The sequence below is a fragment of the Streptomyces plumbidurans genome, assembly GCF_019857225.1.
Classification (GTDB): domain Bacteria; phylum Actinomycetota; class Actinomycetes; order Streptomycetales; family Streptomycetaceae; genus Streptomyces; species Streptomyces plumbidurans.
Genome location: NZ_JAFJSY010000025.1, coordinates 140,458 through 155,213, shown reverse-complemented (window position 1 = coordinate 155,213; position 14,756 = coordinate 140,458). Strand labels below are relative to the sequence as shown.

At 72.5% G+C, this 14,756-nt stretch carries 16 protein-coding genes; 7 read left to right on the top strand and 9 right to left on the bottom strand.

Annotated features, from left to right (window positions below):
* From JYK17_RS18705 to JYK17_RS18685, 5 genes are all read right to left on the bottom strand, one after another.
* On the bottom strand, nucleotides 1–2,364 hold a 2,364-nt coding region (locus tag JYK17_RS18705), incomplete at its 3' end, for an AAA family ATPase (RefSeq protein ID WP_222810853.1).
* Nucleotides 2,361–3,524 (bottom strand): exonuclease SbcCD subunit D, encoded by a 1,164-nt coding sequence (locus JYK17_RS18700; RefSeq protein ID WP_222810852.1) that lies wholly within the window; start codon nucleotides 3,522–3,524, stop codon nucleotides 2,361–2,363. The genes JYK17_RS18700 and JYK17_RS18705, both read right to left, overlap by 4 nt.
* Before the next feature lie 107 nt (nucleotides 3,525–3,631).
* On the bottom strand, nucleotides 3,632–4,258 hold the full coding sequence (locus JYK17_RS18695; protein ID WP_108009953.1) for a YigZ family protein: 627 nt from the start codon (nucleotides 4,256–4,258) through the stop codon (nucleotides 3,632–3,634).
* A 64-nt stretch (nucleotides 4,259–4,322) separates the two neighbouring features.
* Nucleotides 4,323–4,874 carry a SixA phosphatase family protein gene (locus JYK17_RS18690; protein ID WP_128803750.1) on the bottom strand — a complete coding sequence of 184 codons (552 nt, stop codon included), beginning with the start codon at nucleotides 4,872–4,874 and terminating at the stop codon, nucleotides 4,323–4,325.
* A complete protein-coding gene (locus JYK17_RS18685; protein ID WP_234547503.1) occupies nucleotides 4,871–5,596 on the bottom strand; it encodes a hypothetical protein in 726 nt (241 codons plus the stop codon). The genes JYK17_RS18690 and JYK17_RS18685 overlap by 4 nt, the downstream gene beginning before the upstream one ends.
* Nucleotides 5,597–5,780: 184 nt before the next feature.
* Between JYK17_RS18685 and JYK17_RS18680 the strand changes: the two genes are divergently transcribed.
* From JYK17_RS18680 to JYK17_RS18670, 3 genes are all read left to right on the top strand, one after another.
* A complete protein-coding gene (locus tag JYK17_RS18680) occupies nucleotides 5,781–6,200 on the top strand; it encodes a CoA-binding protein (protein WP_108009957.1) in 420 nt (139 codons plus the stop codon).
* Between the two features lie 173 nt (nucleotides 6,201–6,373).
* Nucleotides 6,374–8,011, top strand: a complete 1,638-nt coding sequence (locus JYK17_RS18675; protein WP_108009959.1) for an APC family permease — start codon at nucleotides 6,374–6,376, stop codon at nucleotides 8,009–8,011.
* Nucleotides 8,012–8,151: 140 nt separating this feature from the next.
* On the top strand, nucleotides 8,152–9,372 hold the full coding sequence (locus JYK17_RS18670) for a 4-hydroxybenzoate 3-monooxygenase (protein ID WP_108009961.1): 1,221 nt from the start codon (nucleotides 8,152–8,154) through the stop codon (nucleotides 9,370–9,372).
* Between the two features lie 28 nt (nucleotides 9,373–9,400).
* On the opposite strand, the gene JYK17_RS18665 is transcribed toward JYK17_RS18670, so the two are convergent.
* Nucleotides 9,401–9,769: an ArsR/SmtB family transcription factor gene (locus JYK17_RS18665; protein WP_164932309.1), complete on the bottom strand. Its 369-nt coding sequence runs from the start codon at nucleotides 9,767–9,769 to the stop codon at nucleotides 9,401–9,403.
* Nucleotides 9,770–9,830: 61 nt separating this feature from the next.
* Between JYK17_RS18665 and JYK17_RS18660 the strand changes: the two genes are divergently transcribed.
* On the top strand, nucleotides 9,831–10,880 hold the full coding sequence (locus JYK17_RS18660; RefSeq protein ID WP_108009963.1) for a cation diffusion facilitator family transporter: 1,050 nt from the start codon (nucleotides 9,831–9,833) through the stop codon (nucleotides 10,878–10,880).
* A gap of 12 nt (nucleotides 10,881–10,892) precedes the next feature.
* Here JYK17_RS18660 and JYK17_RS18655 read toward each other — a convergent pair whose 3' ends face one another.
* Complete coding sequence (locus JYK17_RS18655) at nucleotides 10,893–11,447, bottom strand: YbaK/EbsC family protein (RefSeq protein WP_108009965.1); 555 nt, start codon at nucleotides 11,445–11,447, stop codon at nucleotides 10,893–10,895.
* 32 nt (nucleotides 11,448–11,479) lie between these two features.
* Entirely contained in the window at nucleotides 11,480–12,052 is a 573-nt protein-coding gene (locus tag JYK17_RS18650) for a helix-turn-helix domain-containing protein (protein WP_108009967.1), read from the bottom strand.
* A 115-nt stretch (nucleotides 12,053–12,167) separates the two neighbouring features.
* On the opposite strand from JYK17_RS18650, the gene JYK17_RS18645 reads away from it, so the two are divergent.
* The 3 genes from JYK17_RS18645 to JYK17_RS18635 all read left to right on the top strand — a co-directional run bounded on the left by JYK17_RS18645 (nucleotide 12,168) and on the right by JYK17_RS18635 (nucleotide 13,913).
* Nucleotides 12,168–13,028, top strand: coding sequence for a DMT family transporter (locus JYK17_RS18645; protein ID WP_108009969.1), 861 nt, complete (start codon nucleotides 12,168–12,170; stop codon nucleotides 13,026–13,028).
* A 161-nt stretch (nucleotides 13,029–13,189) separates the two neighbouring features.
* Nucleotides 13,190–13,546: an ANTAR domain-containing response regulator gene (locus JYK17_RS18640; protein ID WP_234547504.1), complete on the top strand. Its 357-nt coding sequence runs from the start codon at nucleotides 13,190–13,192 to the stop codon at nucleotides 13,544–13,546.
* A 28-nt stretch (nucleotides 13,547–13,574) separates the two neighbouring features.
* Nucleotides 13,575–13,913 (top strand): STAS domain-containing protein, encoded by a 339-nt coding sequence (locus tag JYK17_RS18635; protein ID WP_108009971.1) that lies wholly within the window; start codon nucleotides 13,575–13,577, stop codon nucleotides 13,911–13,913.
* Between the two features lie 32 nt (nucleotides 13,914–13,945).
* On the opposite strand, the gene JYK17_RS18630 is transcribed toward JYK17_RS18635, so the two are convergent.
* Nucleotides 13,946–14,743, bottom strand: a complete 798-nt coding sequence (locus JYK17_RS18630; RefSeq protein ID WP_108009973.1) for an acyltransferase — start codon at nucleotides 14,741–14,743, stop codon at nucleotides 13,946–13,948.
* Nucleotides 14,744–14,756 lie beyond the last annotated feature (13 nt).

Below are 14,756 nucleotides of genomic sequence, written 5' to 3'. Positions count from 1 at the left end.
GGCGGCCGCGTCGCGCGCGGAGGCGGCCTCGCGCAGCCGCTGGGAGGCGAGGGCTGCGGCCCGCTCCGTGGTGGCGAGGTCGGCGGGCGGGAGCTGGGCGGCGGCAGCGGTGTCGGTCTCGGCGAGGACGGCGCGCACGGCGGCTTCCTCCGACTGCCAGGCGTCCAGGCGGTGTTGCAGCTCGCGGTGGGCGTCGTCGTCCAGGAGCGCGGCCGCGGCGGCCTGTGGGGTCTCGAAACCGGCCCGGAAGGCGGCGTCGGCGAGCCGGGCGTCGGCGTCCTTCAGCCGCTGCGCGGTGTCCTCGGCCGTACGCGCGGTGTCGGCGGCCTCGGTGAGCAGTGCGACCTGGCGCTCCAGCTGCGCGGCCCGCGCGGCGACGCTGTCCGCCGCGCCGCGCGCCTGCGTCAACTCCGCCTCCAGATCGGCCCGTTCGCGATCCAGCCGCTCGCGGTGGCCCACCCGCGAGGCGGCTCTGACGGCCGCCTGCTGCCGTACCGCGGTCCGTCGCTCGTGCTCCTGCTCCGCCCGCCGCTGCTCCTCGTGCGCGGCGTGCAGCTCTCCGGCGGCGGTGCGGGCCCGGCCGTACTGCCGCTCCAGTTCCTCGACCTCCTCGGCGAGCCGGGCCGTGGGGGTGTCGCCCGCCTCCGCGGTGGCGGCGGCCAGGGCTTCTCGTACGAGGCCGAGGCGCCGTTCCTCCTCTGTGCGCTGTTCGTCGGCGCGCTGGTAGGCGGCGAGGGCGCGCTCCTCCGCCTCCCGGTCGACGTGCCCGGCGACCTTGCGCGCGGGCGCGGGGTGCTCGGTGGCTCCGCAGACGGCGCACGGCTCGCCGTCGGTGAGGTTCGCGGCCAGCTCGGCCGCGATGCCGGTCAGCCGCTGTTCCTTGAGGTCGAGCCAGTGGGCGCGGGCCTCGGTGGCGTGCTCGCGTGCGGCGAGGACGCGGGTCTGGGCGTCCTCGGTGTCGCGGGCGAGTTGGTCGCGCTGCCGGGCCGCGCCGAGCCTGCGCTGCGCGGGCTCGCGCTGCACGGCCAGCTGCTCGGCCCTGGTCGCGGCCTCCTGCGCGGACTCGATGCGGGCCTGCAGACCTGCGCGGGTCGTCTCCCAGTCCGCGAGCCAGGCCTCGGCCTCCTGCAGCACGTCCTCGTCGGCGCGCTCCTGGCGGTCCAGGTCGGTGCGCTCCGCGACGAGTTCGGCCAGTCGCTGTTCGGCGCGGCGGGCGGACTCCAGGCCGCCCAGCTCCTCCGCGGTGCGGCGGGCGGCCGCCGCGAGTCCGCTCGCGCCGGCGTCCGCGAAGGACGCGGACAGCAGGGCACGCGCGCGTGCCTCGGCGTCGGACGCCCGGCGGTGTTCGAGGTCCGCGGCCTCCCTGAGGTCGAGCGCGGGGGCGACCGTCTCGGCCTTGCGGGAGCGCTCCATGCGTGCCTGGGCGTCCCGGTGCGCCTCGGCCCGCTGCTCCAGCCGGGTGGCACGCTCGCGTGCCTCGGCGAACCGCCGCTGCAGCCGGGCCACTTCGCGCACCTCGCCCAGCGCCCGTTCGGCCGCCGCCTGGGCGGACTCGGCGGCGGCCAGCCGGCAGTGGGCGATGGTGAGCTGTTCGCGGGCGGTGCTGCGGGCGACGGCCGCGGCGGCGATGACGGCTTCGGCGAGTCCGGGCTCCCCGGGGGTCAGCTCGGGCAGCACCAGGGCGCCGTCCGCCGCCTGCTGCATACGGTGCGCGTCGGCCAGCAGGGCGGCGTCGCCGTCGCGGACCTGGGCCTCGGCGGCACGCCTGCGCTCGGCCAGCCGCTTCTCGACCTCGGCGAAGCGGTGGGTGTCGAACAGGCGGCCCAGCAGTTTGCCGCGGGCCTCGGCGTCGGCGCGCAGGAAGCGTGCGAAGTCACCCTGGGGCAACAGCACGACCTGGCAGAACTGCTCGCGGCTCATCCCGAGCAGCTGGGTGATCTCCTCGCCGATCTCCTGGTGCGAACGGCTGAGGTCCTTCCAGGCACCGGCCGTCGCGTCGTACTCGCGCAGCCAGCTCTGCGCCTTCTCGGTCGTCGTGCCCGATCCGCGCTTCTTGGGACGCTCCCACGGCGGCTGCCGGGTGATCTCCAACCGGCGTCCGGCGACGGTCAGTTCGAGGCTCACCTCCGTGCGCGTGCCGGCCGGGGCGTGGTCGCTGCGCAGGGCGAGGCCCTGGCCGCTCTGGCGGGCGCCCGGGACGGAGCCGTACAGGGCGTAGCACACGGCGTCCAGGACGGAGGTCTTGCCGGCGCCGGTCGGGCCGTGCAGCAGGAAGAGTCCCGCGGCGGAAAGGTCGGCGAAGTCGACGCTCTGGGAGCCGCCGAACGGCCCGAACGCCGTGATGTCCAGCCGGTGCAGTCTCATCGGGCCACCTCCCGCACGGTCTCGTCCGCGCGCACCGCGTCGAAGGCGTCCTGCAGCACGGCCCGTTCGCGCTCGTCTGGCCCGGCGCCGCGCACATGGGCGACGAAGTCCTCCGCGATCTCCTGGTCGCTGCGGTCCGCGAGCCGTCTGGCGTACGACACGTCGGGGTCGCCGGGTGCCCGCTCGGGGTCGAAGACCAGGCTGAGGGTGTGCGGGAACCGCTCGGCGAGGCGGGCCATGGGGTCGGCGGGACGGACCGGGTCGGTGAGCGTGGCCTCGATCCAGGCATCCTCGTGCCGGGTCAGCTCCGGATCGGCCAGCAGCTCTTCGAGCGGGCCGCGGATGCGGGCCAGCGCGCGCGGCACCGGGCAGTCGACGCGCTCGGCGGTGACGGAGCCGTCGGCGCCGAGGTCGACGAGCCACATGGTCTTGCGGTGGTCGGTCTCCGAGAAGGAGTACGCCAGCGGGGAGCCGGAGTAGCGCACGCGCTCGGTGATCGTCTGGCAGCCGTGCAGATGGCCGAGCGCCACGTAGTCCACGCCGTCGAAGACGCCCGCGGGTACGGAGGCGACCCCGCCGACGGTGATGTCCCGCTCGCTGTCGCTGGCCTCGCCGCCGGTGACGAAGGCGTGCGCGAGGACGACGGAGCGGGTGCCGGACGGGCGGGCGGCGAGGTCGGCGCGGACCCTGTCCATGGCGGCGGCGAGCACCGCCTCGTGCCCCGCCTTCTCCACCCCGAACTCGTCCTTGACCAGGGCCGGTTCGAGATACGGCAGTCCGTAGAAGGCAACCTCTCCGTGGGTGTCGGAGAGCACCACGGGTGTCCCGGACGCCGACGGCTCGGTGCGCAGGTGGATGCCCGCGCGGTCGATGAGACCGGCGCCGACGCCGAGCCGGCGGGCCGAGTCGTGGTTTCCGGAGATCATGACCGTGGGCACGCCGAGGTCGGCGAGGCGGTGCAGGGCGTCGTCGTACAGCTCGACGGCGGCCAGCGGCGGCACCGCCCGGTCGTACACATCCCCCGACACGACCACCGCGTCCACGCCGCGCTCGCGCACGGTCGTGACCAGGTGACCGATGAACTCGGCCTGGGCACCGAGCATGTTCACCCGGTGGAACGCCCGGCCGAGATGCCAGTCGGAAGTGTGCAGCAGTCTCATGATCCCCGACCCTAACGGCCGGGTCTGACAGCACGGGCGGTTACTCCCGTATCGGCCCGTCATGAGCCGTCCCGTTCCGGTCCGTTACGTCCCTTTCGTAGGGAACGTCAGGCGTCGCCGTAGGCCTCCCCGCCCAGTTCGAACGTGGCCGTTCCGGCGGTCGCGTCGGCGAGCCAGGAGCGGAAGGCGTCCACGTCGGCGTCCGGCAGGCCGATCTCGAAGGTGACCGCCTCCCCGTAGCGGACGTCGCGCACCTCGCGTCCCGTGGAGCGCAGGTCGTTCTCGACCTTGCCGGCGCGCTGGTGGTCGACGGTGACCGTGGCCAGCCGGAACCGGCGGCGGGTGAGGGTGCCGACGGCGTCCAGGGCCTCGCCGACCGCGCCGCCGTAGGCGCGGATGAGGCCGCCCGCGCCGAGCTTGACCCCGCCGAAGTAGCGGGTGACGACGGCGACGACGTAGCGCATGTCGCGGCGCAGCAGCATCTGGAGCATGGGGACGCCCGCGGTGCCGCCCGGTTCGCCGTCGTCGCTCGCCTTCTGGACGGAGGCGTCGGCGCCGACGACGTAGGCCCAGCAGTTGTGGCTGGCGTCCGCGTGCTCCTTGCGCACCGACGCGATGAAGTCCTGGGCCTCCTGCTCACTGGCCGCCGGTGCGAGCGCGCACAGGAAGCGGGAGCGGTTGACCTCGGTCTCGTGCACGCCCGCGTGGGCCACCGTGCGGTACTCGTCCTGCATCCGGCCAGCCTAGTTGGTGGTCAGGGGCGTCCCGGCGGCGCGGACATCCGGCCCCGGGCCGCGCTCATTTACTGCCGCCCTTCCCGCCCCGCGCCACGATCATGCTCGTCAGGAGTGCGGTCGCCGGGGCGAGGGTGTCCCAGGTGGGCCCGTGCCAGGCCAGTACCGCGATCGCCGAGGTGGGGAACTTCGTCCGCACTTCCTCGATCGCGTCGTCGAGGCTGTCCCCGGCGAGTTGCAGGACAAGCTCTTCGAGGCCGGGGTTGTGCCCGACCAGCAGCAGTGTCTCGACCTCGGGCGGCACCTCGTGCACGACATCGAGCAGTTCGCTCGCGACGGCGTCGTAGAGCCGGGGGTCGAAGCGCACCGGCGGCGGGGTGCCCCACTGGGCCGAGGCCAGCTCCCAGGTCTGGCGCGCGCGGACGGCGGTGGAGCACAGCGCGAGGTCCGGCAGGCAGTCGGCCTCGGCGAGCGCCCGGCCGGCGGCCGGTGCGTCCCGGAGGCCGCGCGGCGCGAGGGGGCGCCGATGGTCAAAGACGCCCTCTGGGCGGGCCGACTTGGCGTGCCGCAGCACGACCAGGCGGCGCAGCGGGCCCGCTCCCGCGCGTGCGATCACGCCAGAGTTCCGAGCTCGCGGGTGAGATCGACGCCGAGCAGCCGGTCGGCGTAGGCGTACGTCTCGAAGCGGGCGCCGTCCGGCAGCTCGTCAGCGGCCTCGACCCAGGTCAGCACCTCGAGCACGGCGGGTACGTCCAAGTCGTCCTCCCAGGCACGGCGAAGGCGTGCGCGCGCCTCGTCGGGCACGGGCCGCGACGGCCGCTGCGCCCAGGCGGCGACCGCGCGGCGCCAGCGTACGAGGGTGGCGTGGGCGTCATCCAGGGTGGCCGCGTCGAGGGTCACCGGCCTGTCGCGGCGCCGGGAGAGCAGGGCCAGGCGCAGCGCGGTCGGGTCGACGCCGTCCGGGATGGCGGGCGTCTCGGAGTGGACGGGGGCGACGGCGATCCGTACGCCGTCGGGTCGCGCGCCGCCCTCCGCCACGACGTGGAGGATCTGCGCCTCGCCCAGGCCGGAGCCGACGTCCCGCCGGTCCTCGAAGGGCCGGATGCCCAGTGCGGCCACTCCGGCGCGCAGTTCCGGCTGCTCGCGTTCGGCGTTCAGCACCGCCCACACCGGAGTGCCGCCGAGTTCCAGGGCACGCAGCAGGACGTCGGCGACCAGCACCACCCTCAGGGAATCGGTGCCGGAGCCGGGCACATGGGCTTCGACCCTGGTCAGCCCGCGGCGGGCCGGGGCGGCTTCGACGGACTCGCCGGTTCGGGCGTCGGTGATGCGCAGCACGGAGTGAGCGTAGGCGCGGGGGCGGTCTCGCGCAGGTATCCGGCGCGAATTCCGGACATGGTGGCGGGGATGCGGCATCCGGACGAGGACCGGACAGGGGCGGGAATCATCGCGCGTTACGGGCCGTTGAGCGACTGAACAGCGGATTCAAACGGCACAGAAGACACGGCACAGGGAGGCACCGGTGTACGGCGACGAGGCGACGATCCGCAAGATCCTGACCGAGTCCGGCGACACCTGGGCCGTGGTGGGCCTGTCGTCGAACGAGCGGCGTGCCGCCTACGGCGTGGCGAAGGTGCTGCAGCGCTTCGGCAAGCGCATCGTGCCGGTCCACCCCAAGGCGGAGACGGTCCACGGCGAGAAGGGATACGCGTCCCTCGCCGACATCCCCTTCGACGTCGACGTCGTCGATGTCTTCGTCAACAGCGACCTCGCCGGACCGGTCGCCGACGAAGCGGTGGCGAAGGGCGCGCGGGCCGTCTGGTTCCAGCTCGGCGTGATCGACGAGGCGGCGTACGACCGCACGCGCGCGGCGGGCCTCGACATGGTGATGGACCGTTGCCCCGCGATCGAGATACCGCGCCTTGGCCAACCGTCCCTTTGAGCCCAACCGTCCCTGTGAGCCGGTTACAGAAATCCTGATGTCCTGACCACGAACCGCCCGGGACTTGGTCAAGACTTCGCAAGTGGTCTTCTGTGCCGCGCTTGCTGTTTCCTAATCTGCGACCTCACGCCAACTGAAACAAGTTATTCAAACGGTGAGAGGTCGCCTAGAAAATGGTGAGCACTGAGCAGACCCCCGTGCGGGAGGCCAGAGGTCCCAGCGACCTCAGGCGTGACGTCGGCCTGATCGGTCTGATGTGGGCCTCCGTCGGCTCCATCATCGGATCCGGCTGGCTCTACGGCGCCGAGAAAGCGGTCGTGGCCGCGGGGCCCGCGGCGATCATCTCGTGGGTGATCGGCGCGGTGGCCATCGTCCTGCTGGCCCTGGTCCACGCCGAACTGGGCGGCATGTTCCCGGTCGCCGGCGGAACGGCACGCTATCCGCACTACGCGTTCGGCGGTCTCGCCGGACTGTCCTTCGGCTGGTTCTCCTGGCTGCAGGCGGCGACCGTGGCGCCGATCGAGGTCGAGGCGATGATCGGCTACGCCGGTCACTGGAGCTGGGCGCAGGGCCTGCAGCACAAGGACCAGACCCTGACGGCGTCCGGTCTCCTCACCGCCGTCGTCCTGATGGCCGTCTTCGTCGCGGTCAACTTCTTCGGCGTCCGGGCCCTCGCGCACACCAACAGCGCCGCGACCTGGTGGAAGATCGCCGTCCCGCTGGGCGCGATCTTCATCATCGCGGTCGGCAACTTCCACCCGGCGAACTTCCACTCCGAGGGCTTCGCCCCGTTCGGCGCGAAGGGCGTGCTCAGCGCCATCAGCGACAGCGGCATCATCTTCGCCCTGCTGGGCTTCGAGCAGGCCATCCAACTGGCGGGTGAGAGTCGCAACCCCAAGCGTGACCTGCCGCGGGCCACCCTCGGCTCGGTCGCGATCGGCGCGGTCATCTACGTAGCGCTCCAGGTGGTGTTCATCGCCGCGCTGCCGCACAGCGCCTTCGCCAAGGGCTGGGCCCATCTCGACTACCCGGGCATCAGCGGCCCCTGGGCGGGCCTCGCCACTGTCGTGGGCCTGGGCTGGCTCGCCGTGATCCTGTACGCGGACGCCGTGATCTCCCCGGGCGGCACCGGCCTGATCTACACCACCGCCACCTCCCGCGTCTCCTACGGCCTGGCCAAGAACGGCTACGCGCCGAAGCTCCTCGCCCGCACCGACCGCCGCGGTGTGCCGTGGTTCGGCCTGATCATCTCCTTCGTGACCGGCGTGGTCTGCTTCCTGCCCTTCCCGAGCTGGCAGGAGCTGGTCGGCTTCATCACCTCGGCGAGCGTCCTGATGTACGCGGGCGCCCCGCTGGCGTACGGCGTCTTCGCCCAGCGGCTGCCGGGCCACGAGCGTCCGTACCGGCTGCCCGCCGGCAATGTCGTCGCCCCGCTGTCCTTCGTGGTGGCCAACCTGATCATCTACTGGTCCGGCTGGGACACCCTGTGGCGGCTCGGCATCGCGGTCGTCCTCGGTTATCTGCTCCTGGGCGGCTACGCCTGGTGGGCCAACGCCACCCACCAGCCCGACGCACCGCGCATGGACTTCAAGGCCGCCCAGTGGCTGCCGGTCTATCTGCTCGGCATGGGCGTCATCTCCGCGCAGGGCAGCTTCGGCGGCACGGGCAACATCGCCCTGTGGTGGGACATCCTCGTCGTCGCCGCCTTCTCGCTGGTCATCTACTACTGGGCCCGGGCGACCGCCCCACGGCCGGAGGAGATCGAGCGCAGCATCGAGGAGGTCGTGGTCACCGACGCACCCGCGCACTGACCCGTCCCGTACACCAGCCCGTCCCGTACACCGGCCAGTTCCATGCAGCGGCCGGTTCCGTACGGCGGCCCGTTCCGCAACCCGGCCCGTCGGCCGTGGCTCCCCTGCCGCGGCTGACGGGCCCCCGTCATAATGCTCGGGTGACTTCGACCCCCTCAGCGCCCAACTCCCCTGTCCGGCCCCGCTTTCCGGTCGTGATCGTGGGCGCGGGCCCCGCCGGCCTCACCGTCGGCAACATCCTGCGCGCCGCCTCGATCGACTGCCTGGTCCTGGAGGTCGAGTCGCGCGAGTTCATCGAACGGCGGCCCCGGGCCGGCGTCATCGAGGAGTGGGCCGTCCGCGGACTGGAGGAACGGGGCCTGGCCGCCAATCTGTTGCAGCGTGCGGAGCTGCACACCCAGTGCGAGTTCCGCGTCGAGCGGGAGCGGCACCGCTTCTCCTACACCGAGCTGACGGGGCATCACCACTTCGTCTACCCGCAGCCGCTGCTGGTGACGGACCTCGTGCGCGAGTACGCGGACGTGCGCGGCGGGGCCGTCCGGTTTGGCGTGCGCGACGTCCAGCTGCACGGCATGGACTCCGACCGCCCGACGGTGTCGTACACCGACCCGGAGAGCGGCCGACGCGAGCTCGTGGACTGCGAGTTCGTCCTCGGCTGCGACGGGGCGCGCGGGGTGACCCGCAGCGTGCTGCCGCAGCATGCCGTGATCGCGCGGCAGGACTACGGCATCGGCTGGCTGGCGCTGCTCGCCGAGGCGCCGCCGTCCAGCGACTGCGTGGTCTTCGGCATCCATCCGCGCGGCTTCGCCGGGCACATGCCCCGCAGCCCCGAGGTCACCCGCTACTACCTGGAGTGCCCGCCCGGCGACGACCCGGAGAACTGGTCCCACGAGCGGGTCTGGACCGAGCTGCAGGAGCGGCTCGCGGCGGCCGACCGTCCGCCGCTCACCGAGGGGCGGCTGATCGAGAAGCGCGTCCTCGACATGCACAACTACGTCGTCGAGCCCATGGTGTTCGGCCGGCTCCTCCTGGCGGGTGACGCCGCCCATCTGACCGCCCCCATCGCCGCCAAGGGCATGAACCTCGCTCTGCACGACGCGTTCCTGCTCGGCGACGGCCTGGTCGCCCACCTCACCAAGGGCGACAGCAGCGGTCTGGACGGCTACTCGGCGGCGAGCCTCGGCCGCGTATGGGACTACCAGGAGTTCTCGCAGTGGCTGTCGGAGGTGTACCACGGCATGTCGTCGGGCGACGCCTACCGTGCGGGCACGACGCTGGCGCGGCTGCGCCGTCTCTTCGAATCCCCGGCGGCGGCCACCTCGTTCGCGGAGCAGTACCTCGGCAAGCGCTCGACGTCCTGACCGCGCGGGCCTCGTGACCGCGCCGGGCTCAGTCGTGCGGCGGGCGGTCGCTGAGGCGGTGGTCGGCGACGTTCAGGGCCTCGTCCACGAGGCGGCGCAGATGGCCGTCGCGCAGTGAGTAGACGACCCTGCGCCCCTCCTTGCGCGTGTCCACCAGGCCCGCGAGGCGCAGCCGGGCCAGATGCTGGCTGACCGCGGGGCGGGCCGCGCCGCAGGCCTCCGTGAGGGTGGTGACGTCGGCCTCGCCGCCGGTCAACGCGTGCAGCAGGGCGAGCCGGGTGCGGTCGCCGAGGAGCGCGAGGAGTTCCGCGGCCAGCGCGAACTGCTCGTCGCCGGGGCTGCGTGGATGTTCCTCCTGCGCATCGTGCGCAGATGACAGGTGCATGCGTGCGCTCATACGCACATAATGGCTCCGTGGGCGTGCCACGTCCACTCCCGCGCACCGGAAGGGGACCCACGTGAGCGACCGGCACGAGCACCACGCACACCCGCACCGGCGCCCCCACCACTCCCCCGGCCTGCGGCACCGCCTCGGCCGCCTGTTCACCCCGCACTCCCACGAGAGCGCCGACAAGCTCGACTCCGCCCTGGAGTCCTCGGCCCGCGGCATCCGCGCGCTGTGGGTCTCGCTCGCCGTCCTCGGCGCGACGGCGCTGGCGCAGGCCGTGGTGGTCGCCGTGTCCGGTTCGGTGGCGCTGCTCGGCGACACCGTGCACAACGCCGCGGACGCGCTGACCGCCGTACCGCTGGGCATCGCCTTCGTGCTGGGGCGGCGGGCGGCGACGCGGCGGTTCACCTACGGCTACGGGCGGGCGGAGGACCTCGCGGGGATCGCGATCGTGCTGACGATCGCCGGGTCGGCGGCGTTCGCCGCCTGGGCGGCGGTGGACCGGCTGCTCGATCCGCGTCCCGTCACGCATCTCCCGGCCGTGGCGCTGGCCGCGCTGGTCGGGTTCGCAGGGAACGAGTGGGTGGCCCGGTACCGGATCCGGGTGGGCCGGCAGATCGGTTCGGCCGCGCTGGTCGCCGACGGTCTGCACGCCCGCACCGACGGGTTCACGTCGCTGGCCGTGCTGTTGGGGGCCGGCGGCTCGGCCCTCGGCTGGCAACCGGCCGACCCACTCGTGGGGTTGGCGATCACCGCGGCGATCGTGCTGGCACTGCGGGACGCGGCCCGCGAGGTGTTCCGGCGGGTGATGGACGCCGTCGACCCGGTGCTGGTGGACGGCGCCGAACGGGCGCTGCGCGCGGTGCCGGGCGTACGGGAGGTCGGCGAGCTACGGCTGCGCTGGATCGGGCACCGGCTGCGGGCGGAGGTCACGGTGGTGGTCGACGGCGAGGCGACCGTACGGGCCGCGCACGCGATCGCCGTCGAGGCCGAGCACGCCCTGCTGCACGCCGTGCCGAGGCTGACCGCGGCCCTGGTCCATGCGGACCCGGCCCCCGCACCGGGCCAGGAGGACCCGCACCGCGCGCTGGCGCATCACGCGGTGCACCAGGTTCCGTAGGTGGTGGGGGCGTCAGACGCCCAGCGCCTCCAGCACCACCGCTCCCGGGAGTTCCGCGAACGCTTTGCCCGGGACCAGTAGTTTGCCGCGGCGGCGGCCGCTGCCCACGAGGACGTACGGGAGGTCGACGACGGCCGAGTCGACCAGGATCGGCCAGCCGGCCGGCAGTCCGATCGGGGTGATGCCGCCGTACTCCATGCCGGTCTCGCCCGTGGCGGTGTCCATGGACGCGAACGAGGCCTTGCGGGAGCCGAGTTGGCGGCGGACGACGCCGTTGACGTCGATCCGCGTGGTGGAGAGCGCGATGCACGCGGCCAGGGTCGTCTCGCCGCCGCGCTTGCCGGCCACCACCACGCAGTTCGCCGACTGCTCCAGCAGTTCCTGTCCGTAGTGCTCCACGAAGACGGCGGTGTCGGCCCACTGCGGGTCGGTGTCGACGTAGACGATCTGGTCGGCGGGGACGCTGCCGGTCCAGTTCCGTACGGCGTCGGCGACCGGGCCCGTCAGTTCTCCGAGGGCGTCGGGCGCCGGGATCGCGGTGTCGAAGTGTCCGATGGGTGCGCGCATGGCCGCACGCTAACAAAACGTCCTGAGCGCCCTCAGCGCACGGGTGGAACCGAGACCGCCATGACCATCTCCATCGGCTCGTCGCCCTCGTTGCCGTAGATGTGCGCGGTGTCGGCGTCGAAGGACGCGCTCGCCCCGGCCGGGATGCGGTGCTTGACGCCGTCGACGGTGAGGGTGAGCTCGCCCGCCAGGACGTGCACCAGCTCGACCGTGCCGGTGGGGTGCGGATCGGACGGGCTGGCGTCCCCCGGCATGAGCCGCCAGTCCCACATCTCCAGCGGGCCGGGCGCCTCGGTGCCGGCCAGCAGCCGGTTGAAGCTGCCCGCCTCGGTGCTCCACAGCCGCACGGCCTGGTCGGCGGGGACGACACGGACCTGGGGGCCCTGTTCGTAGTCGAGCAGCGTGGTGATGCTGACGCCGAGTGCGTCGCCGATCTTCACGACCGTGCCGATGCTCGGGTTGGTGCGGGCCTGCTCGATCTGGATCAGCATGCCGCGGCTGACGCCGGCGCGGGCGGCGAGCGCGTCCAGGGTGAAGCCGCGGTCGTTGCGCCAGCGTTTGACGTTGCGCGCCAGGGACTGGGTCAGCAGGTCGAGGTCCGACACGTTCCGTCCAATGTCCTTATCGAGCTGGGCCAATATTATGGATGACCGAGTCCACTTCACTGAACTATGCTGTGGTGTACCCGATCGTTCACCGAACTGTACTGCGAGGCGACCCGTGACAGCATTCTTCGCCCTGGCCACAAGCCTGTTGTGGGGGCTGGCCGATTTCGGCGGCGGGATGCTGACGCGACGCACGCCGGCGCTCACGGTGGTCGTCGTCTCGCAGACGATCGCGGCGACCGTGCTCGGCGCGGTCGTGGTGGCCACGGGCGGCTGGAGCGAGGCCGGCCCGCGGCTGTGGTTCGCCTTCGCGGCCGGTCTGGTGGGGCCGGTGGCGATGATCGCCTTCTACAAGGCGCTCGCCCTGGGCCCGATGGGCGTGGTCTCCCCGCTCGCCACACTGAGCGTGGCGGTGCCGGTCGGCGTGGGTCTGATCCTCGGCGAGCGGCCCGGTCTGCTGCAGGTCGCCGGGATCGCCGTCGCCGTCACGGGCGTGATGCTCGCGGGCGGTCCACGCCTCGGGGGCGCCTCGGTGCACCGGCGGACGGTACTGCTCACGCTGGTCGCAGCGGGCGGTTTCGGCACGGTATTCGCGCTGATCGCGGAGGCCTCCACGACCGTCACCGGTCTGTTCCTCGCCCTGTTCGTGCAACGCGTGACGAACGTGGCTGCGGGCGGCATCGCCCTGTACGCCTCCGTCAGGCGCGGCGCCGAAGCCCTCCCCGAGGGCGGTTTCCCCTGGACCTCCCTGCCCGCGCTCGCCTTCGTCGGCCTCGCGGACGTGGCGGCCAACGGCACGTACTCGGTCGCCGCCCAGCACGGCCCGGTCACCGTGGCCGCCGTCCTCGCCTCGCTCTACCCGGTGGTGACGGCCCTGGCCGCCCGCGGTTTCCTCAGGGAACGGCTCCTGGCCATCCAGACGGCGGGCGCCGGCCTGGCCCTGGTCGGCACGCTGCTGCTGGCCACAGGCCAGTAATCTCCGCTTTGTAACAAAAGCCACAGCTCGGCATGCGCTCCGCCCCAGGCGGGCTGATCCTTGGGGAGGAGCGGCGGCCTCGGGTGGTGGCCTTGCTGCGCCCGACAACTCCCCGCGTGTACGGCACGAGTGGGAGGGGCAGAGACAACGGATGAAACGTCGTGGATCCCTGGACCCTGGAGCCCACCGTGCGTCACGATGCCGAACCAACCTCGCGGACGGAGCAGGTCGTCGAGGCCCAGAGTGCACGGATTCAGGACCTTCGGTCCAAGCTCGGGCAACTGGAGAACGCCCTGGAGTCGCACGCCGTCGTCGATCGTGCCACGGGCGTGCTGATCGCCGTCGGACGGCTGTCGTCCGACAAGGCCTGGGACGTCTTGCGCGAAACGTCCATGAGTACCAACATCAAGCTCCGCCACGTGGCGGAGCTCGTCGTTGCCTGGGGCAGAACCGGTCATCTCGCGACGGACATCCAGGGCGAGCTGTCGCGAAGACTGAACCTCCACGTCACTGAGTGAAGAGCCCGGACACAGCTCGGAGACACGAATGCAGTTCAGTGAACACGCGCCGACCGGACCCGAGGTCGTCCAGTACGAGAAAGCGGGCGCCTGGGTCGTCGTCGCCCACGGTGACTACGACCCCAATTCCATCGCACCCATCGAAGATGCGCTGGAGACGGCGGCCGAGAAGTACGAACGTGTCGTGGTGGACGCGGCCGCCCTCACGTTCGCGGATTCGACCTTCTTGAACCTGATTCTCCGCATCCATCAGAGAACGTCGCTCGGCATTGCCTCACCCGCACCACAGCTCCGCCGCATCCTGGAGCTCACCGGCGCCGACGAGGTCCTCGACATACGGGACACGGTCGAGGACGCGGTGACCTGACCGGGCGCGTCGCGCCTGCGGCCGGCGGGCCGTCAGCCCTCGGCGTCCAGGTCTGCCAGCTTCGCCGCCGCCTCCTCGTCCAGTTGCGCCAGTCGCGCCACCGTCTCCTCGTCCAACTCCGACAGGGCGAGGAGCTGTTCGGGGGTGACGCCGTCGGGTATCGGCACCGGCGCGGGGGTCCGCAGCGGTGGCTGCCAGCCCTCACTGGGCGTCCAGCGGCGTACGACCCTGGCGGGCGCACCCGCGACGACGGCGTGGTCGGGTACGACGCCTCGGACCACCGCGCCCGCGGCCACCACGACGTTGCGGCCGATCCGCGCGCCCGGCAGGATCACCGCGCCGGTGCCCATCCAGCAGCCGGACCCGATCTCCACGGGCTCCATCCGCGGCCACTGCTTGCCGATCGGCTGATGCGGGTCGTCGTAGGAGTGGTTCGTGGACGTGACATAGACGTACGGCCCGAAGTAGCAGTCGCTGCCGATGGTGACCGAGGTGTCGGCGATGACATGGCTGCCGCGGCCCAGGACGACACCGTCGCCGATGCGCAGGATCGGTTCCGCGCCGAGGTCGAGGTCGGGCATGAGGCCGGCGGTCAGGGTGACCTGTTCGCCGACGATGCAGTGGGAGCCCAGGTGGATCCAGGGCTCGCCGAAGACCGTGCCGAGCGGGAAGGCCAGCCGGGTGTGCGCGCCCAGCGCGCCGAAGCGGAAGCGTCCCGGGTGCTCCGCGGTGACCGAGCCGGTGCGCTGCACCCAGGCCCAGCCCGCATGGACGGCGCGCTGCATGAGGCTCCGCCGCCAGGATGAGAACGTGTTCTTGCGCTTCGGCACCCGCTCACCGTAC

Excerpts from the sequence above, each read along its gene's own strand:
- JYK17_RS18635 (WP_108009971.1), top strand. The coding sequence starts at position 13,575 with ATGCAGTTCAGTGAACACGCGCCGACCGGACCCGAGGTCGTCCAGTAC.
- JYK17_RS18695 (WP_108009953.1), bottom strand. The coding sequence starts at position 4,258 with ATGCAGGACGAGTACCGCACGGTGGCCCACGCGGGCGTGCACGAGACC.
- JYK17_RS18675 (WP_108009959.1), top strand. The coding sequence starts at position 6,374 with ATGGTGAGCACTGAGCAGACCCCCGTGCGGGAGGCCAGAGGTCCCAGC.
- JYK17_RS18655 (WP_108009965.1), bottom strand. The coding sequence starts at position 11,447 with ATGCGCGCACCCATCGGACACTTCGACACCGCGATCCCGGCGCCCGAC.
- JYK17_RS18700 (WP_222810852.1), bottom strand. The coding sequence starts at position 3,524 with ATGAGACTGCTGCACACTTCCGACTGGCATCTCGGCCGGGCGTTCCAC.
- JYK17_RS18665 (WP_164932309.1), bottom strand. The coding sequence starts at position 9,769 with ATGAGCGCACGCATGCACCTGTCATCTGCGCACGATGCGCAGGAGGAA.